32 protein-coding genes are annotated in these 24,824 nt (G+C 64.3%); 29 read left to right on the top strand and 3 right to left on the bottom strand.

What is annotated here, in order from left to right; all coding sequences use genetic code 11:
- From ACUSIJ_RS28425 to ACUSIJ_RS28380, 10 genes are all read left to right on the top strand, one after another.
- On the top strand, positions 1–255 hold a 255-nt coding region (locus tag ACUSIJ_RS28425; protein ID WP_449311786.1), incomplete at its 5' end, for an antirestriction protein.
- Between the two features lie 155 nt (positions 256–410).
- Positions 411–959, top strand: a complete 549-nt coding sequence (locus ACUSIJ_RS28420; protein WP_449311785.1) for a hypothetical protein — start codon at positions 411–413, stop codon at positions 957–959.
- Positions 960–1,037: 78 nt separating this feature from the next.
- A complete protein-coding gene (locus tag ACUSIJ_RS28415; RefSeq protein WP_449311784.1) occupies positions 1,038–1,439 on the top strand; it encodes a hypothetical protein in 402 nt (133 codons plus the stop codon).
- 9 nt (positions 1,440–1,448) lie between these two features.
- Positions 1,449–1,643, top strand: coding sequence for a hypothetical protein (locus ACUSIJ_RS28410; protein WP_449311783.1), 195 nt, complete (start codon positions 1,449–1,451; stop codon positions 1,641–1,643).
- A gap of 96 nt (positions 1,644–1,739) precedes the next feature.
- A complete protein-coding gene (locus tag ACUSIJ_RS28405; RefSeq protein ID WP_449311782.1) occupies positions 1,740–2,156 on the top strand; it encodes a hypothetical protein in 417 nt (138 codons plus the stop codon).
- Complete coding sequence (locus ACUSIJ_RS28400; protein WP_449311781.1) at positions 2,149–2,793, top strand: antitoxin of toxin-antitoxin stability system; 645 nt, start codon at positions 2,149–2,151, stop codon at positions 2,791–2,793. Before ACUSIJ_RS28405 ends, ACUSIJ_RS28400 begins: the two co-directional genes overlap by 8 nt.
- A gap of 49 nt (positions 2,794–2,842) precedes the next feature.
- Positions 2,843–2,974: a hypothetical protein gene (locus ACUSIJ_RS28395; protein ID WP_449311780.1), complete on the top strand. Its 132-nt coding sequence runs from the start codon at positions 2,843–2,845 to the stop codon at positions 2,972–2,974.
- 172 nt (positions 2,975–3,146) lie between these two features.
- Positions 3,147–7,487: a strawberry notch-like NTP hydrolase domain-containing protein gene (locus tag ACUSIJ_RS28390; protein ID WP_449311779.1), complete on the top strand. Its 4,341-nt coding sequence runs from the start codon at positions 3,147–3,149 to the stop codon at positions 7,485–7,487.
- Complete coding sequence (locus ACUSIJ_RS28385; protein ID WP_449311778.1) at positions 7,487–8,524, top strand: DUF7146 domain-containing protein; 1,038 nt, start codon at positions 7,487–7,489, stop codon at positions 8,522–8,524. The genes ACUSIJ_RS28390 and ACUSIJ_RS28385 overlap by 1 nt, the downstream gene beginning before the upstream one ends.
- 337 nt (positions 8,525–8,861) lie before the next feature.
- Positions 8,862–9,800 carry a DUF2493 domain-containing protein gene (locus tag ACUSIJ_RS28380; RefSeq protein ID WP_449311777.1) on the top strand — a complete coding sequence of 313 codons (939 nt, stop codon included), beginning with the start codon at positions 8,862–8,864 and terminating at the stop codon, positions 9,798–9,800.
- A gap of 47 nt (positions 9,801–9,847) precedes the next feature.
- Here ACUSIJ_RS28380 and ACUSIJ_RS28375 read toward each other — a convergent pair whose 3' ends face one another.
- Both ACUSIJ_RS28375 and ACUSIJ_RS28370 read right to left on the bottom strand, forming a co-directional pair.
- On the bottom strand, positions 9,848–10,357 hold the full coding sequence (locus ACUSIJ_RS28375; RefSeq protein WP_449311776.1) for a hypothetical protein: 510 nt from the start codon (positions 10,355–10,357) through the stop codon (positions 9,848–9,850).
- Positions 10,358–10,387: 30 nt separating this feature from the next.
- Complete coding sequence (locus ACUSIJ_RS28370) at positions 10,388–11,371, bottom strand: NAD(P)H-binding protein (protein ID WP_449311775.1); 984 nt, start codon at positions 11,369–11,371, stop codon at positions 10,388–10,390.
- 102 nt (positions 11,372–11,473) lie between these two features.
- Here ACUSIJ_RS28370 and ACUSIJ_RS28365 point away from each other — a divergent pair, with 102 nt between their 5' ends.
- Positions 11,474–12,373, top strand: a complete 900-nt coding sequence (locus ACUSIJ_RS28365) for a LysR family transcriptional regulator (protein ID WP_449311774.1) — start codon at positions 11,474–11,476, stop codon at positions 12,371–12,373.
- Positions 12,374–12,442: 69 nt separating this feature from the next.
- Here ACUSIJ_RS28365 and ACUSIJ_RS28360 read toward each other — a convergent pair whose 3' ends face one another.
- Positions 12,443–13,186: an SDR family oxidoreductase gene (locus ACUSIJ_RS28360; RefSeq protein ID WP_449311773.1), complete on the bottom strand. Its 744-nt coding sequence runs from the start codon at positions 13,184–13,186 to the stop codon at positions 12,443–12,445.
- Between the two features lie 99 nt (positions 13,187–13,285).
- Here ACUSIJ_RS28360 and ACUSIJ_RS28355 point away from each other — a divergent pair, with 99 nt between their 5' ends.
- The 18 genes from ACUSIJ_RS28355 (at position 13,286) to ACUSIJ_RS28270 (ending at position 24,737) form a co-directional block, all read left to right on the top strand.
- Positions 13,286–14,209: an AraC family transcriptional regulator gene (locus ACUSIJ_RS28355; protein ID WP_449311772.1), complete on the top strand. Its 924-nt coding sequence runs from the start codon at positions 13,286–13,288 to the stop codon at positions 14,207–14,209.
- A 120-nt stretch (positions 14,210–14,329) separates the two neighbouring features.
- The gene (locus ACUSIJ_RS28350; protein ID WP_449311771.1) at positions 14,330–14,746 is read left to right on the top strand and encodes a hypothetical protein; all 417 of its coding nucleotides are present in this window, start codon (positions 14,330–14,332) and stop codon (positions 14,744–14,746) included.
- Between the two features lie 706 nt (positions 14,747–15,452).
- Positions 15,453–15,854 (top strand): single-stranded DNA-binding protein, encoded by a 402-nt coding sequence (locus ACUSIJ_RS28345; RefSeq protein ID WP_449311770.1) that lies wholly within the window; start codon positions 15,453–15,455, stop codon positions 15,852–15,854.
- Between the two features lie 349 nt (positions 15,855–16,203).
- On the top strand, positions 16,204–16,359 hold the full coding sequence (locus ACUSIJ_RS28340; protein ID WP_377590839.1) for a hypothetical protein: 156 nt from the start codon (positions 16,204–16,206) through the stop codon (positions 16,357–16,359).
- A 432-nt stretch (positions 16,360–16,791) separates the two neighbouring features.
- A complete protein-coding gene (locus ACUSIJ_RS28335; RefSeq protein WP_449311769.1) occupies positions 16,792–17,172 on the top strand; it encodes a hypothetical protein in 381 nt (126 codons plus the stop codon).
- Between the two features lie 600 nt (positions 17,173–17,772).
- A complete protein-coding gene (locus ACUSIJ_RS28330; RefSeq protein ID WP_449311768.1) occupies positions 17,773–18,021 on the top strand; it encodes a helix-turn-helix domain-containing protein in 249 nt (82 codons plus the stop codon).
- 175 nt (positions 18,022–18,196) lie between these two features.
- The gene (locus ACUSIJ_RS28325; protein ID WP_449311767.1) at positions 18,197–18,403 is read left to right on the top strand and encodes a hypothetical protein; all 207 of its coding nucleotides are present in this window, start codon (positions 18,197–18,199) and stop codon (positions 18,401–18,403) included.
- Positions 18,404–18,510: 107 nt separating this feature from the next.
- The gene (locus tag ACUSIJ_RS28320; protein ID WP_449311766.1) at positions 18,511–18,714 is read left to right on the top strand and encodes a transcriptional regulator domain-containing protein; all 204 of its coding nucleotides are present in this window, start codon (positions 18,511–18,513) and stop codon (positions 18,712–18,714) included.
- A 64-nt stretch (positions 18,715–18,778) separates the two neighbouring features.
- Positions 18,779–19,282: a DUF2285 domain-containing protein gene (locus ACUSIJ_RS28315; protein ID WP_449311765.1), complete on the top strand. Its 504-nt coding sequence runs from the start codon at positions 18,779–18,781 to the stop codon at positions 19,280–19,282.
- 140 nt (positions 19,283–19,422) lie between these two features.
- Positions 19,423–19,704, top strand: a complete 282-nt coding sequence (locus tag ACUSIJ_RS28310; protein WP_377590824.1) for a helix-turn-helix transcriptional regulator — start codon at positions 19,423–19,425, stop codon at positions 19,702–19,704.
- A gap of 18 nt (positions 19,705–19,722) precedes the next feature.
- Positions 19,723–20,883, top strand: a complete 1,161-nt coding sequence (locus tag ACUSIJ_RS28305) for a replication initiator protein A (protein ID WP_449311764.1) — start codon at positions 19,723–19,725, stop codon at positions 20,881–20,883.
- A complete protein-coding gene (gene parA, locus ACUSIJ_RS28300) occupies positions 20,880–21,533 on the top strand; it encodes a ParA family partition ATPase (RefSeq protein WP_449311763.1) in 654 nt (217 codons plus the stop codon). Before ACUSIJ_RS28305 ends, parA begins: the two co-directional genes overlap by 4 nt.
- Entirely contained in the window at positions 21,530–22,273 is a 744-nt protein-coding gene (locus ACUSIJ_RS28295; RefSeq protein ID WP_449311762.1) for a DNA-methyltransferase, read from the top strand. Before parA ends, ACUSIJ_RS28295 begins: the two co-directional genes overlap by 4 nt.
- On the top strand, positions 22,270–22,524 hold the full coding sequence (locus ACUSIJ_RS28290) for a ribbon-helix-helix protein (RefSeq protein ID WP_449311761.1): 255 nt from the start codon (positions 22,270–22,272) through the stop codon (positions 22,522–22,524). Before ACUSIJ_RS28295 ends, ACUSIJ_RS28290 begins: the two co-directional genes overlap by 4 nt.
- Positions 22,521–23,042, top strand: a complete 522-nt coding sequence (locus ACUSIJ_RS28285; RefSeq protein ID WP_449311760.1) for a DUF2840 domain-containing protein — start codon at positions 22,521–22,523, stop codon at positions 23,040–23,042. Before ACUSIJ_RS28290 ends, ACUSIJ_RS28285 begins: the two co-directional genes overlap by 4 nt.
- Positions 23,039–23,584, top strand: coding sequence for a S26 family signal peptidase (locus ACUSIJ_RS28280; protein WP_377590818.1), 546 nt, complete (start codon positions 23,039–23,041; stop codon positions 23,582–23,584). Before ACUSIJ_RS28285 ends, ACUSIJ_RS28280 begins: the two co-directional genes overlap by 4 nt.
- Positions 23,585–23,630: 46 nt before the next feature.
- Positions 23,631–23,966: a DUF736 domain-containing protein gene (locus tag ACUSIJ_RS28275; RefSeq protein WP_449311759.1), complete on the top strand. Its 336-nt coding sequence runs from the start codon at positions 23,631–23,633 to the stop codon at positions 23,964–23,966.
- Between the two features lie 3 nt (positions 23,967–23,969).
- Positions 23,970–24,737, top strand: coding sequence for a lytic transglycosylase domain-containing protein (locus ACUSIJ_RS28270; RefSeq protein ID WP_377590816.1), 768 nt, complete (start codon positions 23,970–23,972; stop codon positions 24,735–24,737).
- Positions 24,738–24,824: the final 87 nt, after the last annotated feature.

The following is a 24,824-nucleotide window of genomic DNA, read 5'->3' as shown; positions in this document are numbered from 1 at the left end:
AATTTCTACGAGCACGCCGGTCAACCGCTGTTCCTCGCACCTGCATCCAGGCCGCGTTTTGGGATCGAGAGCGGACTCACGGAATTTCGCGGTGAGGTCTCGGCGGAGGCCGCGGGTATCATCGCCACGATGTTCACCCTTTCGCATCTCTCCTTCCGGCATGAGTCCTATCTTCTCGCGGAGGGCTACCATCGCCTTCACGCCTACCTGGGCGGCCATCCCGAGGCGTCCGAGATATTCCAGGCTATCGACTGACTGTCGCGAAGCGTCTCGTCTCCCAGCGGGGCGTTTTTTTCATGCCTGCCACGGCCACCATTCTGGAGCGATGAGAGGGAGAGTGAGGCCGGTTGGGCCGTGACGGGATGAGGGTTGGGAGAGAGGCTTCCGCCGCCCGTCACGGAGACATCGTGATGAACACGTTCAGCTCTGCGAACGCCGCCGCTTCGGTTTCGGGCACCGTTGCCGCTCTCGCCGCCGCCCGGAAATTCCCGCTGCGGATCACCTGCCTCGGGGAAATCGAATACCCGGAAGACGATCCGATCTACGGTTCCTACACGATGGTTCACACCGTCGACCTAGACCACTGCGATTCCCTCGACGAGGCCATGGCCTGCGTTGAGCGGATTGCTCGACAGGACCGCATCGACACCGGCGACGGCGACGCCCTAGATTTCCAGCCGCGCCTGTTTGTCGTCGTTGACGGCGAGCAGTGTCAGGTGCTCGCAGGCGAGCCTTGGCACCGCGGAATCAGATGGTGCGATCCCGTCGCCTCCGACGGCGAAGCCTGCCATGTCGTGGAAAAGGCCAGCAAGCTGCGCGGCGAAGCTTCCTTCGAGGCCAGTTGGGACAATTACTGCACGGCCCGCGAATTGCGCTTCCGCGCCAGTGTACTCGAGGGCCGCCTCGTGCATGCCGACTGGCGGCAGATAGTCCGAGCCGCGCTGCTCAAGGCCGCGTAGCGCAGCGCATCCCCCACTGCATTCCCCCCGATCCAGCCCGGCCACCTCGCCTGGCGCTTTCCTTTGAGGAGTATCCCCATGCCGAAATTTGTCGTCCGCAAAAGCCATGATGCCCTGGTCCAGTACGAAACCGTCATCGATGCCCAGACGCCTGCAAAAGCGCGAAGCCTCGCCCGAAGCTTCCTCTACGAAGGCGAATGGTTCGCCACCGGCGAAATGTCGGAATACGACGACTACGAAATCGGCGAGGATCAGGGCGTACGCCCGCTCGAAGATGGCGAGACCATCGAGGCGTTCCTGACCGTCGTGGTCACTGCTCAGGAACGCGATGCCGTGCTGACCGGCCTCCGGCTTCTTCAGATCGCCTTTGAGACAGGACACATCGCGCCGATGCTCCGGGACATCTTCACCGATGGCGATGCGCACACCAGCCTCGATCTGAGGGAGATCGGCGGCTTGTGCGAATGCATCAACGTATAGGAAGCTGAAATGTACGCCACCTATCTGCGCCTCGATATCACGGTCCGGGACAGCAACCGGGCCGTCATTCGGGCCGCACGCCGAAAGCTCGCACGCGCCGCCCGACGTGACCCGGCGAAGCGGGAAGCCCGCAAGCACTTCTATCGCGAAATGCTTCGGCACCACGCCAATGCACAGCGGCTCGTGGCCCATTTTCGCCTCTGATCCAGCGGCAATCATCCCTCAACCTGGCCCGGCCCCGGTCGATAGTCAGCGCGACTATGCGGCGCGGATCGGGCTTCTTCGTTTCAGGAGCCTGACATGGCCGACTACTACACTCATTTCTCATGCCTCCTCGATGTCGGCACGCCCAACAATGCCGCCAAGGCACTCGACCTCTACAACCAACTCTCCGAGGAAGGTGCGTCGGAGGAACCGCCGTCCGAGGGATTCCTTCTATCGATCCAGCCCGAGCACGGTGGCACGCACCTCTGGATGCACGATGACGTCACGGGCGATCCGGAGCGCCTCATCCAGTTCGTCAAGATCTGCGCCGTGGAGTTCGGTCTGACGGGGTTGTGGGGCTTCCAATACGCCAACACCTGCTCGCAGCCGCGTCTCGACGCTTTCGGCGGAGGCGCGCATGCCCTTGATCTCGCCACCGGCGAAACCATCGCCTGGACCTATACCGACGGCTGGCTTGCCCAGGTTCTCGATGGAGGCGATCCTGATGAGTAAGATCATCGAAACCAGAGTCTATCAGCTCGATGAGCTGTCGGACGCAGCCAGGGAGAGGGCACGAGCCTGGTATCGCGAAGGCAGCCTCGATTCCGATTGGTATGATGCAACATTCGAGGATTTCGAGCACATCTGCGAGATCCTCGGCCTTCGCCTGAAAACCCGCCCCGTCCGCCTCTATGGCGGCGGCTCCCGGCAGAAACCATGCATCTGGTTCAGCGGCTTCTCCAGCCAAGGCGACGGCGCCTGCTTCGATTCCTTCTATTCCTACCGAAAAGAAGCTCCGCGGCACATTAGGGGCTATGCGCCGCAGGACAAAGAGCTTCATCGGATCGCCGATGCGCTCCAGGCCATCCAGCGTCGCAACTTCTACCAGCTTCACGCTGAGGCCAGCCATCGTGGCCATTACTATCATGAGTATAGCATGACGATCTCCGTCGAGCGGGACAGTCCCACGTATCAGGACATGACCGCAGACGCCGAAGACGTCGTGACAGAGACGCTGCACGATCTCGCCCGCTGGCTCTACCGGCAACTTGAACGCGAATACGAATACCTCACCTCGGACGAAGCCGTGGATGAGGCGATCCTCGCCAACGAATACACCTTCACGGAAACCGGCCGCCGCTTTGGCTGAATACAGGAGATTTCAGAATGATCGATCAGAAAAAATAACCGAAGCGATCATGTCGCTGAGGGATCTCGGCTGCGCTGTTGTTGTCTGGACGCCCGACGAAATCGGGGATGCAGACCGTGACCAACTCGAATCCATCATGATCGAGCGGGGCAGCATCTATCTGGAAAGCGCCGAATCGTAACGACCTCCAGATTCAACGGCTTTCAGCGCCCACCTCACGGTCGGGCGCTTTTGTCGTTTGGCGCCGACCGGCCGTTTGAGAGGGAGAGGGTTGCCGGGAGGGGTTGAGCCGGTGCGGTCGAGAGAGAGCGCTGTGCGGCTCGATCCTGTTCTGCTCTCCCGAGGTTCCTTCCATGAACATCATTTCCACGTCCGCGGCGGATTCGGTCGCCACGTCGCTTTCGCTTGCTTCCGACACCGACACCTCGGCGGCTATCCTTACAGCCGCGCAACTCATTCTCCCGACTCTCGAAAGCGGCCAGCGTGTCGATGCCACAATCTTACGCGGCGCGATGGAAACCGCCTTTGACGGCTCCGATGCGGCCGGCGTCTGGAACTGGAAAACCGCCTACGAGGCATGCGAGGCAGCAACCGTTCTTATGCTGCGCAAATACGGAAAGACGCTCTTTCGTAAAGCCGGAAACCCGGCTGCACGGCTTTCCGCCTTGTCTAAGATCGCTGCCCTCCTCCCCCCACATACCCGCCGCTCGGACGAGAGTCAGAGCTTCCAACAGTTCTCGACCCCGATCCCGCTCGCTCTGATCGCCGCGACGGCTGCCGCCATCACGCCCTCCGACCGCGTGCTGGAACCCTCGGCGGGAACCGGGCTGCTCGCCATCCTCGCCGAAATCGCCAGCGGTTCGCTCATCCTCAATGAACTGGCCGAAACGCGCGCCGGCCTTCTTTCCCTTCTCTTTCCGGCCGTTTCCGTCACCCGGTTCGATGCGGCCCAGATCGACGACCACCTCGACCCGACTGTGGCCCCGAGCGTCGTGCTGATGAACCCGCCATTCTCGGTGCTGGCAAATGTCGAAGGACGCATGGCTGACGCCGCATTCCACCATGTCTCCTCGGCGCTTGCTCGTCTCGCGCCCGGTGGGCGTCTGGTGGCGATCACCGGCGCCGGCTTCGCGCCCGACACGCCGGCATGGACCTCTGCCTTCGTCCGATTGCAGGAGCGCGGACGTGTCGTCTTCTCCGCCGCGGTCGACGGCAAGGTCTATGCCAAGCATGGCACGACCATCGATACGCGACTGACCGTCATCGACAAACTGCCTGCCGACGATCCGGCCGTGTTTCCGGCTACACTGGGCATCGCCCCGGATGCCGTCACCTTGATGGGCTGGCTTGACGCGCATTTGCCCGCAAGGCTGCCCGTCGATCCGTCTGTCGTCATTCCGGCGGTCGCTCCGCCCGCGCCCCGCACCGTGCGCGGCTATTTTAACCGCGCCGCCAGGGCCGCGCCGTCTGCCCCGTTGGAGGAACAGGAAGGCGTCCCGCTCGCCTACGAGATCGTCGACTGGCAGGCCGCCGAGGACGGTCGCATCTCCGAAGCCATCTATGAGGAATACCGTCTTCAGGCGATCCGTATTCCCGGCGCGCAGGCCCATCCGACCCAGCTTGTGCAGTCGGCGGCGATGGCAAGCGTCGCGCCGCCCAGGCCCCGTTACCGACCGCTCCTGCCGAAGAGCATCCTCGGCCTGCTCTCCGACGCCCAGCTTGAGACGGTGATCTATGCCGGCGAGGCGCATTCCGCCTATCTCGCCGGCGCGTGGAAGGTGGACGATACGCTCGACGTGCTGTCGGCAGCGCCGGAGGACGCCAGAGGTGCTGTCCACTTCCGGCAGGGCTTCATGATCGGTGACGGAACCGGTGTCGGCAAGGGCCGCGAATCCGCGAGCATCATCCTCGATAACTGGATGCAGGGACGCCGCAAGGCGGTGTGGATCTCGAAGTCGGACAAGCTGCTGGAAGACGCACAACGCGACTGGAGCGCGCTCGGTATGGAGCGCCTGCTGGTCACGCCGCTGTCGCGCTATCCGCAGGGCAAGCCGATCGCGCTGCCGGAGGGCATCCTATTTACAACCTATGCCACGCTACGCTCCGACGAGCGTGGAGAAAGGGTTTCCAGAGTCAAGCAGATCGTCGAATGGTTAGGTTCCGACTTCGATGGAGTGATCATTTTCGACGAGAGCCATGCAATGGCCAATGCGGCTGGTGGAAAAAGCGAACGAGGCGATGTCAGCCCCTCACAGCAGGGACGCGCGGGCCTGCGCCTTCAGCACGCGCTGCCGAACGCCCGCGTCGTCTATGTCTCGGCCACCGGCGCCACGACCGTCCACAATCTCGCTTACGCGCAGCGCCTCGGCCTGTGGGGCGGCGAGGATTTCCCGTTCACGACCAGGGCCGAATTTGTCGAGGCCATCGAGAGCGGCGGCGTCGCAGCGATGGAGGTCGTGGCCCGAGACCTGCGCGCGCTCGGCCTCTACACCGCCCGCTCACTCTCCTTCGCCGGTGTCGAATACGAACTGATCGAGCACGAGCTGACGCCCGAGCAAATCCGTATCTATGATGCCTATGCAGGCGCTTTCGCCGTTATCCATAACAATCTGGACGCGGCAATGCAGGCCGCCAACATCACCGGCGGCGGCGAAGGCGGTTCGGGCACGCTGAACAGGCAGGCCAAGTCCGCCGCCCGCAGCGCCTTCGAGAGCGCCAAGCAGCGGTTCTTCGGCCATCTCCTGACCAGCATGATGACGCCAACGCTGATCCGGTCGATCTCGAACGATCTGGAAGCCGGCCATGCCGCCGTGATCCAGATCGTGTCCACCGGCGAAGCCTTGATGGAACGGCGACTTGCGGAACTGCCGACCGAGGAATGGAACGACGTCCGCGTCGACATCACGCCGAGGGAATATGTCCTCGACTACCTCGCCCATAGCTTCCCGACCCAACTCTATGAGCCGTTCACTGACTCGGAAGGCAATCTGTCGTCGCGTCCCGTCTATCGTGACGGTCAGCCGGTCGAAAGTCGAGAGGCGGTCGCCCGCCGTGACGAACTGATCGCCAGGCTCGCCAGCCTGCCGCCGGTCCCCGGCGCGCTCGATCAGCTTGTCCAGCATTTCGGCAACGATACGGTCGCGGAGGTGACGGGTCGATCCCGACGAATCGTGCGAAAGGGCGACCGCCTTGTCGTCGAGAACCGTGCTGCCGCCGCCAATCTGGCGGAAGCCGCAGCATTCATGGACGATCAGAAGCGTGTGCTAGTGTTCAGCGATGCCGGGGGCACCGGCCGCAGCTATCACGCCGAGCTTTCCGCGAAAAACACCCGGTTGCGCACCCATTATCTGCTCGAGGCCGGATGGAAGGCGGACACCGCCATTCAGGGGCTTGGCCGAACGCACCGCACCAACCAGAAACAACCGCCGCTGTTCCGGCCGATGACCTCCAACGTCAAGGCTCAGAAGCGTTTTCTCAGCACGATAGCCCGCCGCCTCGACACGCTGGGCGCTCTGACACGCGGACAGCGCCAGACCGGGGGCGCCGGCTTATTCCGGCCCGAAGACAATCTGGAAAGCGCCTATGCCCGCGATGCGCTGCGCCAGTTTTATCTTCTGCTGATACGCGGCAAGATCGAAGGCTGCTCCCTCGGTCGCTTCGAGACGGCGACCGGCCTGAAACTGATGGACGCGAACGGCATCAAGGATGAGCTGCCCGGCATCACGACATTCCTGAATCGCATGTTGGCGCTTACCATCGAGCTTCAGAATGTTCTCTTCACCGCCTTCGAGCAGCTTCTCGCCGCCAAGGTCGAAGGCGCGATCGCCAGCGGCACCTATGACGTCGGGCTGGAGACACTGACGGCCGAGAGCTTCGTGGTCGCTGATCGCCAGACGATCTATACCCATCCCCGGACCGGCGCCGAAACCCGCCTGTTAACGATCACGGAGCGCAAGCGCAACCGCCCGCTCACACTGGGCGAAGCCCTCGGCTGTCTCGACGATCCGCGTGCGATGCTGCTGATCAATGAAAAGTCGGGCCGCGCCGCCGTGCAGATCCCGACTACCAGCGTCATGCTGGATGATGGCGAGATCGAGCGCCGCGTCCGTCTGATCCGTCCCACGGACGCACACAATATCCTGGCAAAGCTGATGGGTGCGACCTATTGGGCCGCAACCGACCGGGACGCCTTCGCCGCAGCCTGGAACGCCGAGGTCGCCGAGGTGCCGGAGTTTTCCGACAACACCATCCACGTCGTCACCGGCCTTCTGTTGCCGATCTGGAAGCGGCTGCCCACCGATTCCACCCGCGTCTATCAGCTCCAGACCGACGCGGGCGAACGGATCATCGGCCGCCGCGTCTCACCTGCCTGGGCTGCGAATGCCAATGCGACCGGAGCTATCGTGCTCACGCCGGACGACGCCTTCGCCGCGCTGATGGACGGTCAGACCATCATTGATCTGGCGGAAGGGCTTCAGCTTCGTCGCAGCCGCGTCATGGGCGCCAATCGCATCGAGCTTTCCGGCTTCGACGACACCATGCGCCAACGCCTTTCGGCTTACGGCCTGTTTCACGAGATTATCTCGTGGAAACTCAGGATGTTCGTGCCCGTCGACGCCAATGGCCCGTCCGTGCTCGGCAAATTGCTCGACCGCTGGCCAGTCGAGCGCGTCAGCGAGCGGGAAGCTGCGTGATGACCCGCCACAACGCTTCCGAACTGGCAAACCGTCTCAGCCAGCAGGCCGAGGCGGTTTGCCGCACATATCTCTCCGCTGGCAAGCGCGCCGGCAATTATTGGCTGGTCGGGGATGTTCAGAACACCCCCGGCCGCTCCCTCTATGTCCGTCTCAGAGAGTCCGCCAAAGGTCCGGCCGGAAAATGGACCGACAGCGCGACCGGGCAGCATGGCGATCTGCTCGACATCATTCGCGAAGTGCTGGGCCCTGTCGATTTCAAGGACGTGGCCGAGGAAGCGCGCCGTTTCCTCTCGCTCCCGCATCCCGAGCTGGAAAAGACGAGGACGCCGACCGACAGGACGCCGGGCATGGGTGTCGGTTCGCCCAAAGCGTCGCGGCGGCTCTTCGCCATGTCGCAGCCGATCCAAGGCACCCTTGCGGCAACCTACCTCAGCGGCCGGGCGATCACGTCGCTCTTCGGTGTCGCAGCGCTGCGCTACCATCCGCGCTGCTATTACAGGCCCGACGAGCATTCCCCCACCGAGATCTGGCCGGCGATGGTCGCTTCCGTCACCGACCTGGCTGGACGGCAGACAGGCGCACACCGCACCTGGCTCGCCCCGGACGGTTCGGGCAAGGCGCCCGTCGAGACGCCGAGGCGGGCGATGGGCGACCTTCTCGGTCACGGCGTCCGCTTCGGGATTGCTGGTGAGGTTCTCGCCGCCGGAGAGGGAATAGAAACCGTGCTGTCGCCCCGTCAGGTTCTGCCCCACATGCCGATGCTGGCGGCGCTCTCGGCCGCTCATCTCACGGCCATCCTGTTCCCGGCGACGCTGCGCAGGCTCTATGTCCTTCGGGATCGCGACCCGGCCGGGCACGGTGCGCGGGACAGCCTGATCGCCAGAGCAGCGAGCGTCGGGATTGAGGCAATTACGGTGTCGCCGGTCGGCGAGGACTTCAACGACGATCTGCGCTGGCGCGGTGTCGATGCCCTCCGGGCGACCTTGTGGGATCAGCTTCGTCCCGAGGACGTCAGCCGATTCATGGAGAGGTGAGGAGAACGGTGGGGAAGGAGGCGCGGCCCAGGCGTCTCCTCCTGCCGCCTCCGTCCATCCTCTGGAAGCATCCTTCCTGTCGAGGAGAGCGGCACCCACGGCCTTCTTGAGAGGGCGATCGGCCCACAAACGGGCCGGCCAAGCAATGGAGCTACGCCTTTTCGGCTATTTTCCGCCGCGCGGCTAAGGCCGCGCTTTGCAGCGCGAAACAAAATAGCCGGGCTTGGCCATCAAGGCCCTCGCGGGAGCGCGAGGGCTGCCAGTCCGCCCCGTCCGTGAGCTTTCGACGCCTGCGAAGGCCGCGATGGGCGCGGTCTCCAGACGAAGGACGCTCCCGATGATGAACGAAGACGAAGACGCAGGTTTCGAGCCGGTCCACACCTCCTCCCCCACCGATCATCTCCTCACTGAACTCCAGCTTTACGGCTGGCGCCCCTATAGCGACGAACCCGATCCGAGGCCGCTTCCAGACGGCAATGTCGTACACGCCGCCGTCACCGACATCTTCGATGCCCTTGTCGCCTCACTCGGCGACACCCGCCTCGAGCCCGACCTCGATGATCTGCTCTGGGGCGCCGTCAGTCTCTTCCACCGCGCCATCGGCCGGGTGGAGCGCGAGCTTGATGACAACGAGCAGGCACAGCGCCGCCTTCAGCGCGAACAGGATGGCAGCGAGGTGAAATCGACCGAACTCGAACGCCTCACGGCAGAGGGGATGACCCTGATCGAGCGGCGCAACAGCATGGAACTCTTCCGCGACCTCTCCGCCGAAGCCTTCGAGCACCACACCGGCAAGCCCTGGCGGCCGCGCAGCGGCTCGATGGTCAACCATCGCAATCTGACCTCGGCGATGATCGACAGCCGCGATTTCCTTGCCGCGAAGCGCTGGGCCGAGAAAGAGGTGCTGCTGCCCGCCGGTCCCAAGGTTGCCGTCACCGGCGGCGCTGACTTCAACGACCACAGCCTTATCTGGGCGAAGCTCGATCAGGTCCACGCAAAGCACCCCGAGATGGTCTTGCTGCACGGCGGCACGCTGAAGGGCGCCGAACTGATTGCCTCCCGCTGGGCAGATAACCGCAAGGTGCCGCAGGTCGCCTTCAAGCCCGATTGGACGAAGCACGGCAAGGCCGCGCCCTTCAAGCGCAACGACGCCATGCTCGACACCCTCCCCATCGGTGTTCTGGTCTTCCCCGGTACCGGGATTCAGGAAAACCTCGCGGATAAGGCCCGCAAGCTCGGCATCCCGGTCATGAAGTTCGACAAGGGCGGCGCGTAAAGCGCCACCCTGCGCCCAGATCGACCGGCCACTTCATTCAACGACGCTCAGGCGGCTGCCACAGTGCCATGTTCGCGCTGCACGTCGGCGAGCGCGGCCAGAATGACGAGTGGGACGATCAGCAGGGAGAACACCACGGTGATCGCAACCTTGCTCAACAGGGCCTCCGCGAGCAGCAATGCATGAATCCCGCTTGCCTGCAACATCGTCCACAAGGGCAGACTGAGCATGACAGCCGCGACAAGGCCGAAGGCGGCAGTCCGCGCAAGCAATCCGTAGGGGGCAGCATGGAAGGCTGCAGGAAGGGTCATGCCTGGCATGGCTACGCGGCCGTCACGCAGTTTCTGCCGAATGAATACCGTGCCGAGCAGAGCCGAAAGTACGGCGATGACCGCGGGCGTGGCTACCAGATCGATGCCGATGTTGTCCGCTCCGCTCAGCGGCAGCGTGTCGCGCGGACTCCACAGCCACCACGTGTAGGAGGCGTTGATACCAGCGTTGAACGCGGCGATGATGATCGCGTGTGTGGCAACGAATCTGCCAAACGAAATGGCCATTGCAAATCTCCTTGAGACTGGCAGATCCGCTCAGGCGGTCTGCGCCGCCTGCGGTTGCGCGTCGAGGCAGCCGAGCGCGGCGAGTGTGTTTGCGACTGCGCTGTCGAGCGGCGTGCGGGGCTCCGTTTCCAGAAGTTCGACGAGGCGCCGGTTATCGAGCCGCACCGGATAACTCCAATAGGGAGCGATCTCCGCCGCCTCGCGCGGAAAGCCGCCGAACGGGGCCATCAGGCGCATCAGCCACCACGGGAAGCGATGAATGCGAAGCCGGCGCCCGCTGACCCGGCGGATCGCCTCCACCATTTTCGTGCCGTCGGCATCGTAGAGACCTTCGAACTGGAGCACCTCGAAAGGGCGCAGGCGTTCGGGCTGCTCGACCAGCCTTGCGAAGGTCTCGGCAAGGTCCGGAAGGTAGGCCCAGCTATGGCCGCTGCCGCGTGCGGGGTTGACGATGCGCCGCAGGGGCTTTCCAGCCGAGACCATGGCCTGCGCGAACCAGCTCGCGCGGGCGCCCGGCCCGAAGAAGTCGCCGGCGCGCAGGATCAGCGAGGGCACTTCGGGAGCCGCCTGTTCCAGCTGCTGCTCAAGCGCCTTGCGGATCTTGCCCTTGCGGCTCTTCGGCCGCTGAACAGTGTCGGCCCCAATGACCGGGGTCGCCGCCGGATCGAAGTTGTAGATCGTGCCCGGCAGCACGATGCGCGCGCCGCCGGCCGATCTGGCCGCCGCGATCGTGTTGTCGATCATCGGCAGGACAAGCCGGTCCCAGTTCTTGTAGTTGGGCGGGTTGACGGCATGAACGATGATCGAGACGTCGTCCGCCGCCCGGACCACATCGTCGCGTCGCATGGCGTCGCCTTCGACCCATGCGATCCGCGCCGGACCGGCATCGCGGGCGGTTGCGACACTGCGGGCCATGCCGCGCACCTGCCAGCCGTGGCGAAGAAGTGCTGTGGCGATGCTGCCGCCGACGCCACCCGTCGCCCCAAGTACGAGGGCCGTATTCTTCCGTTCCATCGAGATATCTCCTCATCTCAGCCTGTTTCGATGGACACAGGATGAAGGGCGAGCAGATGAAAAGGAATTGCAAGACATCTGACAGATGATAGTAATATTTTTATGAGCACTTCCGTTGCATGGGACGATCAGCGCATCTTTCTGGCCGTCCTTGAGGAGGGCAGCCTGTCGGCGGCCGCGCGCAGGCTCGGCCTGTCGCACCCCACGGTGCGCAGCCGCATCGAGGCGCTGGAAACGGCGTTGGGAACGGTGCTGTTCACCCGCTCCGTAAACGGCCTGACCCCCACCGAGACGGCCGAAGCGCTGCGTGGTCCGGCACGCGCCATGGCCATGGCATCGGACCTCTTCGTACGTCAGGCTTCGGCGCCGAGCGGCGAGGTTGCCGGAACGGTCCGGGTCAGCGTTCCCGAATTCATGGGGATCGAGGTCATCCCGGCGATGTTCGCGCGCCTGCGCGGGGCGCATCCCGGCATCCGCATCGAACTGTCGCTGAGCAACCTGCCGGCCGACCTGTTCGCGCAAGAAGTCGATGTGGCCGTGAGAACCGTCGCCCCGAAGCAGGAGGCGCTGGTTGCGCGCAAGGTCGCATCGATCCCGCTCGGCCTGTTCGCCTCGCGCGCCTATGTTGATCGACGCGGCAGCCCGGCTAGCCTTGCCGAGGTCGCGGAGTATGACCTCATCGGGCCGGACCGCAACCGTGGCGATCTTGCGTTGGTGGGAAGGCTCGGGGCCGCCGTCTCGCGCGACCGCTTCGTGCTTCGCACCGACAGCCATCCGGCGCAACTCGCAGCGGCCCGCGCCGGCCTCGGCATCGCCGTGGTGCAGGTCCCCGTCGGCGAAAGCGATCCCGGTCTGGTTCGCCTTCTGCCCGACCTCGACATCGTGACGCTGGAGACTTGGATCGTGACACACGAGAACCTCGCCCGCGTCCCGCGCGTGCGCGCGGTCTTCGATTCCCTCGTGGAGTCGTTCACGACGATCACGCGGCATTGGCGAAGCTGACCCGGGCCGAACCATTTTCCGGTTCGGCCTGACGGAGCCTGCCGGACGGTCAATCGGCGCTGGCAGGTCTCAGTGCGTACGGGCCAATGCGACGGCATCGGGACCGGCCGGGAAACGAAGCTGGCCGGAAGCATCATTGGCCGCAAGCCACACCGCCTCGGCCACGTCGCTTTCCCTGGTGGTCAAGGCCGGATTGGCGAAGCCGGCAAAGATGGGCTGCGCAAACGCAGCATAGGCTTCCGGGATCAAATCCGCGACAGGAATGTCGGTGTTCGCCGCAAACCGCGTGGTCGGGGCATAGCCAGGCTCCACCAGCTTCACGCGCACATCGAAGAAGCCCAGTTCATGCGCCAGAGAGCCGGTGAAGCCCTCGATCGCCTGCTTGCTGGCGGTATAGGCCGCTGCCAGCGGCATCGGCGCCAGCGTCACGCTGGAGGTGACGTTGACGATTGCCCCGGACCGGCGCGCCCGCATCTGCGGGATCACCGCCTGCACCATCGCCATGGTCCCGAAGGTGTTGGTCTCGAACACCTTGCGCACATGCGCCATCGGCGTCGCCTCGAAGGCCCCGACCACGCCGATCCCGGCGTTGTTCACCAATACGTCGATCGGTCCCGCCGCCTCGATCGCGGCCGCGATACTTTTCGGGTTGGCGACATCGAGCGGCAGGATGCGGATGCGCTCCGATGCGGGCAGCAGATCCTCGCGCGGTTTGCGCATCGTGGCGATGACGGTCCAGCCTTGCGCATGGAAGTGATGGGCGGTCTCCAGCCCGTAGCCGGACGAGGTGCCGGTGATGAGGACGGTCTTCATGTCGGTCTCCTGGGTTTCATGTTGACGAGACCTGTGTACCCGGCATAGTCAGGACTATCATCAAGCATGAATCCATTATTCATTTGCGTTAGTCCGACAATGGCCGATCCGCTCACCGAGGTGATCCAACTCCTCCGCCCCCGCGCCGTGTTCTCGAAAGGGATCAGCGGCGCCGGCCGCTGGGCCGTGCGCTATGCCGAATTCGGCCAGCCCGGCTTCTGCGCCGTGACCGAGGGCCGATGCCGTCTCGCCGTGGAGGGCGAGGCGCCGGTCGTGCTTGAAGCCGGCGACTTCATCCTTTTGCCCACCACGCCCGCCTTCGCCATGTCCGGTTTCGAACCTGCGCCGTTGCTGCGTATAGACCCGAACTCGGCCCCGACGCCCGACCAGGAAATCCGCTACGGCCGACAGGACGGGCCTCCCGATGTCCGGCAGTTCGGCGGCTGGTTCGCCTTCGGCTCGCCCGACGCCGGGCTGCTCGTGTCGCTCCTGCCGCGCATGATCCACATCCGCGGCATCCCGCGCCTCACGCAACTCGTCCACCTCGTCGGCGAGGAGGCGGCGCGCGATGACGTCGGCCGCGACCTCATCCTTGAACGCCTCGTGGAAATCCTGCTGATCGAGGCGCTGCGGGCGGCCCCGGCAGAGGCGGCGCAACCGGGACTTCTGCGCGGTCTGGCCGATCCCCGCATCGCTGCCGCCCTGCGCGTGATGCACGGCGATGTCGAGCAGCCCTGGACGATCCCGGACCTCGCCCGCGCTGCGGGCATGTCCCGTTCCGCCTTCTTCGATCGCTTCGTCCGCATGGTCGGCGTCAGGCCGATGGAATATATGCTGGCCTGGCGCATGGCCGTGGCAAAGAACCTGCTGCGCGGCGGCGGAGTGGCGCTCGACGAGGTGGCCCGGCGGATCGGCTACGGCTCCGCCAGCACGTTCAGCACCGCCTTCAGCCGCCATGTCGGCCTGCCACCCGGCCGCTTCATGAGGCTCGAAGTGACATGCGACGGGCCAGCGGTTGCTTGACGAGATCCCCCTTTCCGTACCATGTTGTCCCAAGAAGAACCGGCGAAGCAGCACAGTCGCAGGCAGAACGTATCCCCCGGCAGCCTGTCGTGATCCTCACTCATTCATGTGAAGGCTTCAATGACGCTTATCCTGCTTGCCATCTCCTTGACCATCACTCTTTGCATCATCGCCTGGCATTTCGCGACATACGCGCTCCCCTTCATGGTTGGGCTGACCGTCTTCAAATATGTCTATGGAATGGAGGCCGGTTTCCTGATGTCGGGGCTCGCCGCCATCGGTGCGGCGCTGCTTTCCGTGGCACTGGTCATCGCCGTCCTCGGCTTTGCCAAGAACCTGGCCTTGCGGCTGGTCGCGCTCGCCGTCTTCGCCGTACCCGCCACTATCGCCGGCTATGCGCTCGTCCATGGCGTCACGAAAAACTTCATCGACTCGGCCGTCGCGCTGAACCTGCTCGGCGGTGCTGGCGGCCTGTTCATCGGCGTCGCCGCGATACTCAATCTCAACGCGCTCGGCACGGCCGTCCTCTCACGCTGACAGCGCGATCCCCGTCCGCCGCTCCCGTGAAAAACGCACGGCGGCTTGCGCCACCGGGCCTTCGGCACCCCGTTCAGAGCACGATGGTCGTGCGCGTAGTTGCACTGACCGTCGTCGCTTTGGGTCTGCTTCACACGGCCGGGGAAGCCGGTCATCGTTCGTCGATGATCTCGCTGCCCTAACACGACCGCCTCCTGCCGCGCCGGCGCCCTTCGTTTCATCGTGGGCACGGTAGCATGTCCCTTCATCTTCCCAACCCCCAATCCTGCTGGATCGCACCTTCGGCCAGAAAGTCGGAAGCGATGCCGGGCATCCAAAGCCCGATAGCCGTTCTCGTCCCGACCTGCCTTTCCGGCGGAGGAAGCGCGGGGCCGGTGAAGGGACAATGCGGTTAGGCCCGGTGTGCCAAGGCTTTGGGGTCTGATAGGCCGCTCTTGGCAGCAAGGACGAAGGTTCTGCTGTGCGTTCCCGTCGTTGCTCTCAGAGGCGCCAATCCCTCCGACTGACTGATCCCCTAAGTCCGTTCGGTTTCCGACCGCAACCCCCGCGGCTCCGGACCGTGTTGTCGCGCAAGCGCGACTGCCCGCCCCACTCCGGGCCTTAGAGGCGAGCTGCCGACAAGCCGGCAGTTGCTGGCGTCTCCCGACGGCCTTTTTCGGGTCTCGTCGGAGGGAATGGTCCCTCCGAGGAGCAACGGAGACTTACAATGCAGAACATCGTCATTCTTGCCGGCAATATCGGTCAGACCCCCGAAACCCGCACCACCCAGGGCGGCACCAGCATCACCCACTTCACCCTGGCCACCTCGCGCCCCCGCTACTCGGAAGGCAGGGTTGTCCGGGACGAGAACGGCTACCGGGTCCAGGACACCGAATGGCACCGCGTCACCGCCTTCAACGGCCTCGGCAAGACGATCCAGCAATATTGCGAGAAGGGGATGAAGCTCCTGGTTCGCGGCCGCATCCACTACACGAAGTGGACCGATCGCGAGGGCGTCGATCGCTACAGCACGGAGATCATCGCCGAGACGGTAGATTTCCTGAGCCGTGCAAAGCAGACCGAGAACGCGGAGGATCAGCGTGATCTCGACGATGACATCCCGTTCTGAGTGGGCCGCGAAGATCCGGCGGCGCAAGCCGCCGGGCCGGGTTTTCCGTTGTTCATGGCGGATTGCGGCGCCGTCCCCACGCCTACATCCCGGAACACAGGATATCTGGCCGGATCAACCGGCCCGGTATCCTCGTGAGTCCCGTTGCAGCGTGGTGCCAAACCGGCTTTCTCCCAATGACGGCCCATCATACCAGCAGTCGGGCCGCGTCAAGGACGTGCGGTTCCCCCAAAATGCTGACGCATTTCGGCTCCCCCACACGCCGGTTCCGCCGGTCGCTGCGCGATCCTTGACCCGTCCCTCCAACACCTGGTTGCCCGCCTCCGTCATCGAGACAAAGGAGGTTCACATGACACGGGTCGACATCTACACCGAAATCGCCGAGCTGCGCGCCGAACTCGGGCACTGCATCCTCACCCGCAAGGAGCGCAGGGAATCGCTGCGGCGCCTCGAAGAGCTGCTCGCCGAAGCTGAGCGCAGGCGGTGCGAGGAGGAGGGAGCGTAAGCTCCCTCTTTTTGTCGGCGACGGTGGCTGCGGACAGCATCGACAGGATCTCCAGCCGGATCGACCGGCCGGATCTCCTCATGAGAAGGGGGCAAGCCCCCTCTCAAGCTCTCCCCCAAAGGGGCAGGGACACCCCGCCCCCTTGAACCCCCACCCATGGAGGGGGTGAATCACCCCCTTCAAACCACCCCGGCGCATACGGGCGCGGCGCCTCGTCGACGCCGCGGGCTCTTCTCTCTCTGACTGCCCATCATAGCACCGCCTCTCCGGCGTCAAGGACATCGCGGCCCCTCCAATTTTCAGCCGCCGTCCCGAAGGACGACGCCGGAAAATCGGTGCCTCCGCTCGCCGCAAGCGGCGGCTTACGCCGTCCTTGACCCCTCGATGCGCCGGTGCGGCCTCCTTCCGTCAGAGAACGAAAGGAGAGATCTCATGACAAAGCACAAGATCAATTACATCGACGGTGGCAGCGCCGAATACCGGCGGCAGCGGAAGGCAGGCTTCCGCCTCATCCGCGAAGCCGAGCTGGCCGCCCAGAGGCTGAAGCGCGCGCCGATGTATCTTGACGGCGGCTACGACGAGGATGGCAACGTCATCCCGATCGAAAACCTCGGACCCCATGACGATATGGAGGACGCGATCCGGGTCATAGAGGCGAACGAGACAGCCGTGAGCATCCTCGTTGCGCAACGCCGCGTCGAAATCGCAGGGCATCGCATCCCGGCTGTGACGCACGCGCTCCACCGGGACGATGAATTCCTCTATTGGGACGACGACTTTGATCCGGAGGCCACGGGTCCAGACACCGACTGAGACCCAGACCAGAGGCGGCAGATGCCGCCTCTGGTCTTTGCCTCGGTTGGAAGCGACGCCGGCCGGATCGACCGGCCGCCTTCGCTGACGAAAGAGGGGCAAGCCCCCCTCTCGCCGCTCACCCCATGAGGGAAGGGCAAGCCCCTCCCTCAAACTCCCTCCCATGGGGAAAGAGGGACGGTTCCCTCAACCTCTTTCCCCAAACCCCTATCTCCCCTCCCGGGCCAGCCTGATTGGTCTTATCCCACCGTGATGGCATCAAAGGCCACACCCCATCCGCACGCGCCGCCCCCTCCGGTCTTCCCGATCCAACAGCAAGCGCAATGCCCGCTGCCGAATACGACGGAGACGACAACACCATGGTCCAGGAAATCGACCCGTTCGCCTGAAGCCGGTGGGGCCTCGACCCCCGATCGCCCACCTGATTGCGCCGGGACGGGCACCAGGCGTACTTATCCGCCGGCGCGTCCGAATCAGTTCACACCAGAAAGGCGTCAAGCCCGTTTTTGCAGCCACTTCCTTGTGGCGCCCGCAACCAAGAACGACTAAAATAGACGTAGTTTTGGAATGTGCGTAGGTCCATGTGGGAGGTGATCATGTATGATCACCTCCCGACAATCACGGGCCGCACGCGCGTTGCTGGGTTGGACACAGGAGACGCTCGCTGACAAGGCCCGAGTATCACTGACCGCACTCAAGCGCCTCGAATCCGAGAACGGGTTCGAAGTGTACGAGTCGACACGCGATCAGGTGCGCCGATCTCTCGAAACGGCGGGGATCGTTCTCCTGTCGACAGAAAAGGGTGAAGGGGTCTTGCTACTGCACGATAGGACTGATGCCCCGCAGTAGCGGTGCGTTATGCTGAGCTACCAATCCTTGTCACAAAAAGAGCTTATCTCCTGCGGGAGATCGTTAATGACAAAGTGCGCGCGAATATGGGTGGAACATAATGGGGCAAGCGACCCAGACATTTTTGGACAAACCACCGTCCAGCAAGACGATTACGTCTTACGATCGAGAGCACATGAAACTCTATATGCGGCTACTCGATGCCGAGCGCGATGGCGCCGACTGGTGCGAAGCCGTCAGCATCCTATTTGGCCTGGATCCTGATCGCGATCCGAAACGCTGCCACGCCGTCTACGAGTCCCATCTTGCTCGCGCTCACTGGATGACGGAGTACGGCTACAGAGAACTGGTTCGCGAAAGCCAGCAGAAGACGTCATCGTGATGCGTTGAAGGCATCACCTGATGCTCTCCAACTGACTTCCCAAATTCAACCCGAAGGGGAATCGTGACCCCTCCCAAGTTCTTAAACCGAGATTCGGGAGGATCGCGATGACACCTGATGCATCGACCTGGCGTACATCGGCACACTACGACCATCTGGATGAACTGACGCCATCCGATCTCGCCTGGGAATGGCTCCGCCGTAACGACGAATACGACGCAGACTTCGAGGCGTCGATTTCCGAAAGTGGTGATCGCGAAACGTTGACCGAGCGAATGCAGTGGCGGTGGGGACTGCGATTTCGCCGTTGACCCCCTTACACCACCTCCTGATGCTCCGGTCTTTTGGCTCCCGCTGGAGGACACCAGCGTTGTCGTGCTGACCGAAGCCCCTTCGGCACTTAGCGCCAGCATCGCAGATGGTTCCATCGAACCTTGGCGACCCGACCCACCGGCTGGCGGTGCAGATGACGCTGCGTTCCGCTACCCTTTGGGCAATGGGCAGCACCTCCAGGTTATCGATTGCGCTGTCCAGAAAGGCGCTGTAGCCGCCGTTCCTCTCAGCATTGAGGGCTTTGACCGGATCGAGGCGGTTCATCGCCTCCTCTCGGCTCTGCATGGCCGCGCTGTTCCGCCAGATACGCGCCTCACACACCAACAGCGCATCCGTCAAAGCAAAATGCTTCGCGCGTTCGACGGAGACCGCGCTGGCGCGACGCAACAGGAAATTGCGCAGGTTCTCTTCGACGTCGATCATCTCGACCGCGACGAATGGCAGGCTTCGTTTGCTCGCCACCGCGTCAAGACGCTCCTTCGTGACGCCCGCAAGATGATTACGGGCGGATATCGAAAACTCCTTCATCATCGCCGCCAATCCTAGCGCGCTCCTATCCCCGCATGGTGGGCGATTTCAATACCTCCCAACTTCGCCCTGCAACTCGCCAGCTCTCCTCCGCCACCGTGGTCGCTGTCAGCCGCTGATCCGCAGCGGCCGTCCCCAACACCACGGAGGCCCGATCCATGCCCCACGAACCCGTCGTTTTGCCGCCGCGTTTCCTGCGCACCAAGGAAGCCGCCGAGTTTCTCAGCCTGTCCGCCCGCACTCTTGAGAAGCATCGCACCTACGGAACCGGCCCCGCCTATCGCAAGCTCGGCGGTCGCGTCGTCTATGCGATCGACGATCTCGAAGCCTGGGCTGCGCGCGGCTCCGTCACCTCGACCTCCGATCCGCGTGGGCAGGTGCTGCCGGCGAAGCGCCAGGTGCTCCCCGCCGTCCCGCAGCCCGGCCGCTACGCACGCTGATCGCGGGCGGTCGACCGAATGGCGGTGCGGAGCCGATCTTCCTCGGAGCGCGGGCAACTCGATCTGTTCCGGGCGCTCCCCGGCGACTTCGCGCCAAGAGACGCGCAGGATCTCATGGCCTATCCCTTTTTCTCTCTCGCCAAGACGCCCCGTGTCGCGCCGATCGATTTCGTCGCCGGCGACATCACTATCCGTGTCGAGGCCGTTCCCGACCATGGCATGGCCACCATCTGGGACGCCGACATCCTGATCTGGGCAGCGAGCCAGATCGTTGAGGCCCGCGACGCGGGGCTTCGCACCTCCCGGCTCATGGCCGCGACCCCCTACGAAATCCTCAAATTCATCGGACGCGGCGTGTCGATCCGCGATTACCAGCGCCTGAAGGCGGCGCTCGATCGGCTTCAGTCCACCACCGTCAGCACAACCATCCGCCAGCCCGCCGAGGGCCGCCGCCATCGCTTCTCCTGGATCAACGAATGGAAGGAGCGCACGGACCGCAATGGCAAGCCCGATGGCATCGAGATGATCGTGCCCGATTGGTTCTACCAGGCCGTCCTCGATGATGCGCTGGTGCTCACCATCGATCGCGCCTATTTCGATCTGACGGGCGGCCTCGAACGCTGGCTCTACCGCATCGTGCGCAAGCACGGCGGCAGACAGCGCGCCGGATGGCGCTTCGACTTCCGCCATCTTCACCAGAAATCCGGCAGCCTGTCGCCGTTCAAGCGCTTCGCGTTCGAGCTGCGCGACATCATCCGGCGCCAGCCGCTGCCCGGCTATACCCTGTTTCTGGAGGTCGAGCTGGGCGGCCGCGTCCTACTGGCCTTCGAACCGTCGGCGCCCTGTGGACAAGCTGTGGATGGCTTCGTGCCATCAGGAACCCGCCGGGACGTGCTATCCGGAACCGCCCCCTCGTGCCAACGGGAACCCAAACAGGATTCAAGTTACCGAATAAAAGAAGAAAATCGCGCCCTTAACTTAGAATCTAACATAGACTCTAACTTTAGAAGGCGCGCGCGCGATGTGGAAAACATCGAAAACCGGCCACCGACAAGTCAGAAAACCGATAAGATCTATCCTACGCCGAATACGTCTTTCCGTAAATCCGTAAATCCTGCCAACGAAGCTTCGGACGCGCCGCAGTTGCCCCTCGACCACCGGCCGGGAGGGGCAAGATGATCGTGGCGCTCCTCAACCAGAAAGGCGGAACCGGCAAGACGACCCTCGCCCTGAATCTCGCCGGCGAATGGGCCAGCCGAGGGCTGCGCGTCACTCTGATCGATGCGGACCCGCAAGGCTCCGCCCTTGACTGGTCGCAGCAACGCAGCCGTGAAGGTCTGCCGCGCCAGTTCGGCGTCGTCGGCCTGGCGCGCGACACGCTGCACCGCGAAGCACCGGAACTCGCCCGCGATGCCGACATGATCGTCATCGACGGACCGCCGCGCGTCGCCGGCCTGATGCGCTCGGCGCTACTCGCTGCCGACCTGGTGCTGATCCCCGTGCAGCCATCGCCGCTCGACGGCTGGGCCTCGGCCGAGATGCTGGCGCTTCTGAACGAAGCGCGCATCTACCGGCCAGAACTGGCCGCTCGCTTCGTGCTCAACCGATGCGGCCCCCGCACCGTTCTGGCGCGTGAGACAGCCGAAACGCTGGCCGACCACGACCCGCCGGCACTCTCCAATACCATCGGACAGCGCATCGCCTTCGCCGTCGCGGTGCAGTCCGGCCGCCTCGTCTCGGAACTCGATGACGACACGCCCGCCGCCCGCGAGATCGCGGCGCTTGCGGACGAAATCGACCGGCTCGGTGTCGGGAGGATCGCATCATGACCATCCTCACCGGCGATTGCCGCGACCTCATGCCCGCGCACGGCCCTTACGACCTGATCCTCGCCGATCCGCCCTATGGCGACACCTCGCTCGCCTGGGATCGCCGCATGGATGGCTGGATCGCGCTCGCCCGCGCGGCGCTGGCCCCCACCGGGTCGCTCTGGGTGTTCGGCTCGCTTCGCCATTTCATGGCGACCGCCGACCAGTTCGCTGACGCCGGGTTCCGGCTGGCACAGGAGATCGTCTGGGAAAAGCAGAACGGCTCCGGTTTCCATGCCGATCGCTTCAAGCGCGTCCATGAGTTGGCAGTTCAGTTCTATCCGGCCGAGACGCCCTGGCGGGACATCCACAACGTCGTCCAGACCACGCCCGATGCGACAGCGCGCACGGTACGGCGCAAGCAGCGCCCACCGCATACCGGCCATATCGACGCCGGTCACTATGTCAGCCGTGATGGCGGACCACGCCTCATGCGCTCCGTCATCTATGTGCGCAACTGCCACGGTCGCGCGATCCATCCGACCGAAAAGCCGGCCGCTCTCCTCGAAATCCTCATCCGCACAAGCTGCCCGGAGAGCGGGCTTGTCGGCGACTGGTTCGCGGGATCGGGCGCGGCCGGTGAAGCCTGCCGGCTGACCGGCCGCCGTTACCTCGGCTGCGAAATCGATCCCGGCATGGCAGAGAAGGCCCGCGCCCGGATCGCCACGGTGCTGCCGTTCGACGGGAGGGCCACGTTATGAGCGAGCGCCCGGCCCGCAAAGGCTTTGCGACCCGGCCTGCCGATCCCGAAAGCTGGATCAAGGCCACCGATGCGTCGACGGCTCGCAAGGAAGACATTGGCGCCTGCACCGCCCGGCTGACCATCGACATCACGCCCGAATTGCGCGGCCGCATCAAGATCACCGCCTTCCGGCACGGCGTCACCGTCGCCGAGATGCTGCGCGAGCTGCTCGCGCGCGAATTTCCCCCGACACAAGGAGATCTCCCATGACCGGCATTGCGGCCTCCCGCGTGCGCGGCGGCCCATGGCCGGCCGCACGCTCCTCAGACAATATGACCGACGTCGAGCTGACCTGGATCGAGCAGAAGATCGAGTTCTGGATCAGGTTCGGATGCGAAGCGCATGAGCAAATCCTCGACCGCCGCAGGCGCATCGTCTCTTTCCGGCCGAACAGCATCTTCGCCTTCGTTCGCTGGGCCGCCAACGACTTCGGGACGGTCATCTCGCGCATCGACATCGTGCGCGCCGTCAAGCCGGGCGAAGCGTATCAGACACTGCCCTTTGTGCGCCCCGGCGGGGACATCCTGCTGAAGATCGAAGGCTGGCGACAAGTCGAGGATGTGCTGCGCCACATCGATATCGTGGAGCGCATCGGCATCGACGCTTGCGACGTGGCCCCCGATTACTGGCGTCATGTCGCCCATCGCATGCAGGCCGGCCTTAAGCCGCGCCTTTACACGATGGAACGCCATCAGGCGTGGCTCATGCGGCGGGAGATCGAAGGATGACCCGCTTCGGTTACGTCATGGTGACGTATTTCGCGGCGATGGGCGTCGCCATAGCCGCGTTCATTCCGACACCGACCAGGCTTATCTGGAACGCCACCGCCAGCGCGCCGATCGGGATCTACACCATCACACCGGCCGACCGGCTGGAGGTACCCGAACTGGTCGCCATCAACCTGCTCGAACCGCTCGCGGATTTCATGGTCGAGCGCGGTTATGTCGGCCGCGACGTGCCGCTCCTCAAGCGCGTCCTCGGCTTGGCCGGTCAGCGCGTCTGCCGCATCGGCCGCGTCATCACCGTCGACGACGTGGAGATGGGCGAGGCTCTGGAGCGCGATCGGACCGGCCGCGATCTGCCCGTCTGGCAGGGCTGCCGACGCATCGCCGACGACGAACTTTTCCTCATGAACTGGGAAGTCCGCGACAGCCTCGACAGCCGTTACTTCGGCCCGATTCCGGCCTCCGCCGTGATCGGCCGGGCGCTCCCTCTCTACACCGATGAAGACGGCGACGGCCGCTTCGTCTGGCGCGCGCCGACGCGGTGACGGCGTGTCCACATCCATCCTCACCGCGAAACCCAAGGAGACGATTATGGCTCAGATCGGCCAATTCAACCGCACGGAAACCGGCTTCGAAGGCCACCTCAAGGCGCTCGGCCTCGACGTCGAACTCACCCTCGTTCCGGCCGAACCTTCAGACTCCGAGAACGCTCCGGACTATCGTGTCCTGCTCGGCGACGAGGAAGGCTTGGACATTGGCGCAGGCTGGAAGCATGCCAGCGAACGCGCCGGCGAATATGTTTCTATCGAGGTCGACAGCCCGCTTTTCGCCAAGCCGTTGCGGGCCAACCTCTTCCAGTCCGGCGGCGACAGCACGCTCTGGGGCCTGCACCTGAACCGGCCCGCCAAACCGCGCAAGGAGGATTGAGCGGTGCCGGCCCGTCGCCATGCCACCTTTGCCGGACGGCCGACCACCGTCCGGCATACGGCCGTCCTTCTTCTCCTTTCCGGCATGGTCGCCGCCACCGCAGCGTTTCCGGCTACGGCGCAATCGCTGCCGGCGACGCGCGCGCCGACTGCCAGTCCCTATGCCGCGCATATCGCCGAGGCATCGCAACGGTTCGGCATTCCGACGCCATGGATCACGGCGGTCATGGGGGCCGAAAGCGCCTACGATCTGCTCGCCGTATCACCGGCGGGCGCCATGGGCCTCATGCAGTTGATGCCCTCGACCTGGCGCGAGCTGCGCGTCCGATATGGCCTCGGCGATAATCCCATCGACCCGCGCGCAAACATACTCGCCGGCACGGCCTATCTGCGGGAAATGCACGAGCGATACGGCACCATTCCCGCAATGCTCGCGGCCTATAACGCGGGACCGGCGCGCTATGACGAGCATCTCGCGACCGGCCGTCCACTGCCCGCTGAAACGCGCGCCTATGTGGCGTCGCTCGCTCCCAGGCTCGGCGCTGGACCGCTGCTTGCAGAGCCGAGAACCGTGCCGCCGACACCGCCCGACTGGCGCGAGGCTCCGCTCTTTGTCGCGCGCTCGGACGACCGCCGAACCACGGATCCCCGTGCATCCGACGCTTCGTCGAATGGCGCGCGCGCAACCGCCTCCCTTCAGGGCACGGCTCCCGCCGGGCCGCAGACGGAAGCGATTTTTCTCGCCCGAAGCGATGGGGAAGACCCGCGATGACCCCCAAAGGCTCATTTCGCACCCTGTCGGTCTCCCGCGCATCATGGAGCGTGAAGGGGCGAGAGACAGGCACAACAACCGGACGAT

It is taken from the genome of Pseudochelatococcus sp. B33, from assembly GCF_053570585.1.
This window is presented reverse-complemented; position numbering and strand designations above follow the sequence as displayed.

Bases quoted from the DNA above. Each gene is read 5' to 3' on its own strand.
- ACUSIJ_RS28375 (WP_449311776.1), bottom strand. From the start codon at position 10,357: ATGGCCATTTCGTTTGGCAGATTCGTTGCCACACACGCGATCATCATC.
- ACUSIJ_RS28415 (WP_449311784.1), top strand. From the start codon at position 1,038: ATGCCGAAATTTGTCGTCCGCAAAAGCCATGATGCCCTGGTCCAGTAC.
- ACUSIJ_RS28320 (WP_449311766.1), top strand. From the start codon at position 18,511: ATGACACCTGATGCATCGACCTGGCGTACATCGGCACACTACGACCAT.
- ACUSIJ_RS28365 (WP_449311774.1), top strand. From the start codon at position 11,474: ATGAGCACTTCCGTTGCATGGGACGATCAGCGCATCTTTCTGGCCGTC.
- ACUSIJ_RS28355 (WP_449311772.1), top strand. From the start codon at position 13,286: ATGGCCGATCCGCTCACCGAGGTGATCCAACTCCTCCGCCCCCGCGCC.
- ACUSIJ_RS28275 (WP_449311759.1), top strand. From the start codon at position 23,631: ATGGCTCAGATCGGCCAATTCAACCGCACGGAAACCGGCTTCGAAGGC.
- ACUSIJ_RS28340 (WP_377590839.1), top strand. From the start codon at position 16,204: ATGACACGGGTCGACATCTACACCGAAATCGCCGAGCTGCGCGCCGAA.
- ACUSIJ_RS28360 (WP_449311773.1), bottom strand. From the start codon at position 13,186: ATGAAGACCGTCCTCATCACCGGCACCTCGTCCGGCTACGGGCTGGAG.
- ACUSIJ_RS28310 (WP_377590824.1), top strand. From the start codon at position 19,423: ATGCCCCACGAACCCGTCGTTTTGCCGCCGCGTTTCCTGCGCACCAAG.
- ACUSIJ_RS28380 (WP_449311777.1), top strand. From the start codon at position 8,862: ATGATGAACGAAGACGAAGACGCAGGTTTCGAGCCGGTCCACACCTCC.
- ACUSIJ_RS28295 (WP_449311762.1), top strand. From the start codon at position 21,530: ATGACCATCCTCACCGGCGATTGCCGCGACCTCATGCCCGCGCACGGC.
- ACUSIJ_RS28290 (WP_449311761.1), top strand. From the start codon at position 22,270: ATGAGCGAGCGCCCGGCCCGCAAAGGCTTTGCGACCCGGCCTGCCGAT.
- ACUSIJ_RS28325 (WP_449311767.1), top strand. From the start codon at position 18,197: ATGAAACTCTATATGCGGCTACTCGATGCCGAGCGCGATGGCGCCGAC.
- ACUSIJ_RS28370 (WP_449311775.1), bottom strand. From the start codon at position 11,371: ATGGAACGGAAGAATACGGCCCTCGTACTTGGGGCGACGGGTGGCGTC.
- ACUSIJ_RS28420 (WP_449311785.1), top strand. From the start codon at position 411: ATGAACACGTTCAGCTCTGCGAACGCCGCCGCTTCGGTTTCGGGCACC.
- ACUSIJ_RS28335 (WP_449311769.1), top strand. From the start codon at position 16,792: ATGACAAAGCACAAGATCAATTACATCGACGGTGGCAGCGCCGAATAC.
- ACUSIJ_RS28390 (WP_449311779.1), top strand. From the start codon at position 3,147: ATGAACATCATTTCCACGTCCGCGGCGGATTCGGTCGCCACGTCGCTT.
- ACUSIJ_RS28285 (WP_449311760.1), top strand. From the start codon at position 22,521: ATGACCGGCATTGCGGCCTCCCGCGTGCGCGGCGGCCCATGGCCGGCC.
- ACUSIJ_RS28305 (WP_449311764.1), top strand. From the start codon at position 19,723: ATGGCGGTGCGGAGCCGATCTTCCTCGGAGCGCGGGCAACTCGATCTG.
- ACUSIJ_RS28280 (WP_377590818.1), top strand. From the start codon at position 23,039: ATGACCCGCTTCGGTTACGTCATGGTGACGTATTTCGCGGCGATGGGC.
- ACUSIJ_RS28410 (WP_449311783.1), top strand. From the start codon at position 1,449: ATGTACGCCACCTATCTGCGCCTCGATATCACGGTCCGGGACAGCAAC.
- ACUSIJ_RS28350 (WP_449311771.1), top strand. From the start codon at position 14,330: ATGACGCTTATCCTGCTTGCCATCTCCTTGACCATCACTCTTTGCATC.
- ACUSIJ_RS28405 (WP_449311782.1), top strand. From the start codon at position 1,740: ATGGCCGACTACTACACTCATTTCTCATGCCTCCTCGATGTCGGCACG.
- ACUSIJ_RS28395 (WP_449311780.1), top strand. From the start codon at position 2,843: ATGTCGCTGAGGGATCTCGGCTGCGCTGTTGTTGTCTGGACGCCCGAC.
- ACUSIJ_RS28385 (WP_449311778.1), top strand. From the start codon at position 7,487: ATGACCCGCCACAACGCTTCCGAACTGGCAAACCGTCTCAGCCAGCAG.
- ACUSIJ_RS28400 (WP_449311781.1), top strand. From the start codon at position 2,149: ATGAGTAAGATCATCGAAACCAGAGTCTATCAGCTCGATGAGCTGTCG.
- ACUSIJ_RS28345 (WP_449311770.1), top strand. From the start codon at position 15,453: ATGCAGAACATCGTCATTCTTGCCGGCAATATCGGTCAGACCCCCGAA.
- parA (WP_449311763.1), top strand. From the start codon at position 20,880: ATGATCGTGGCGCTCCTCAACCAGAAAGGCGGAACCGGCAAGACGACC.
- ACUSIJ_RS28330 (WP_449311768.1), top strand. From the start codon at position 17,773: ATGATCACCTCCCGACAATCACGGGCCGCACGCGCGTTGCTGGGTTGG.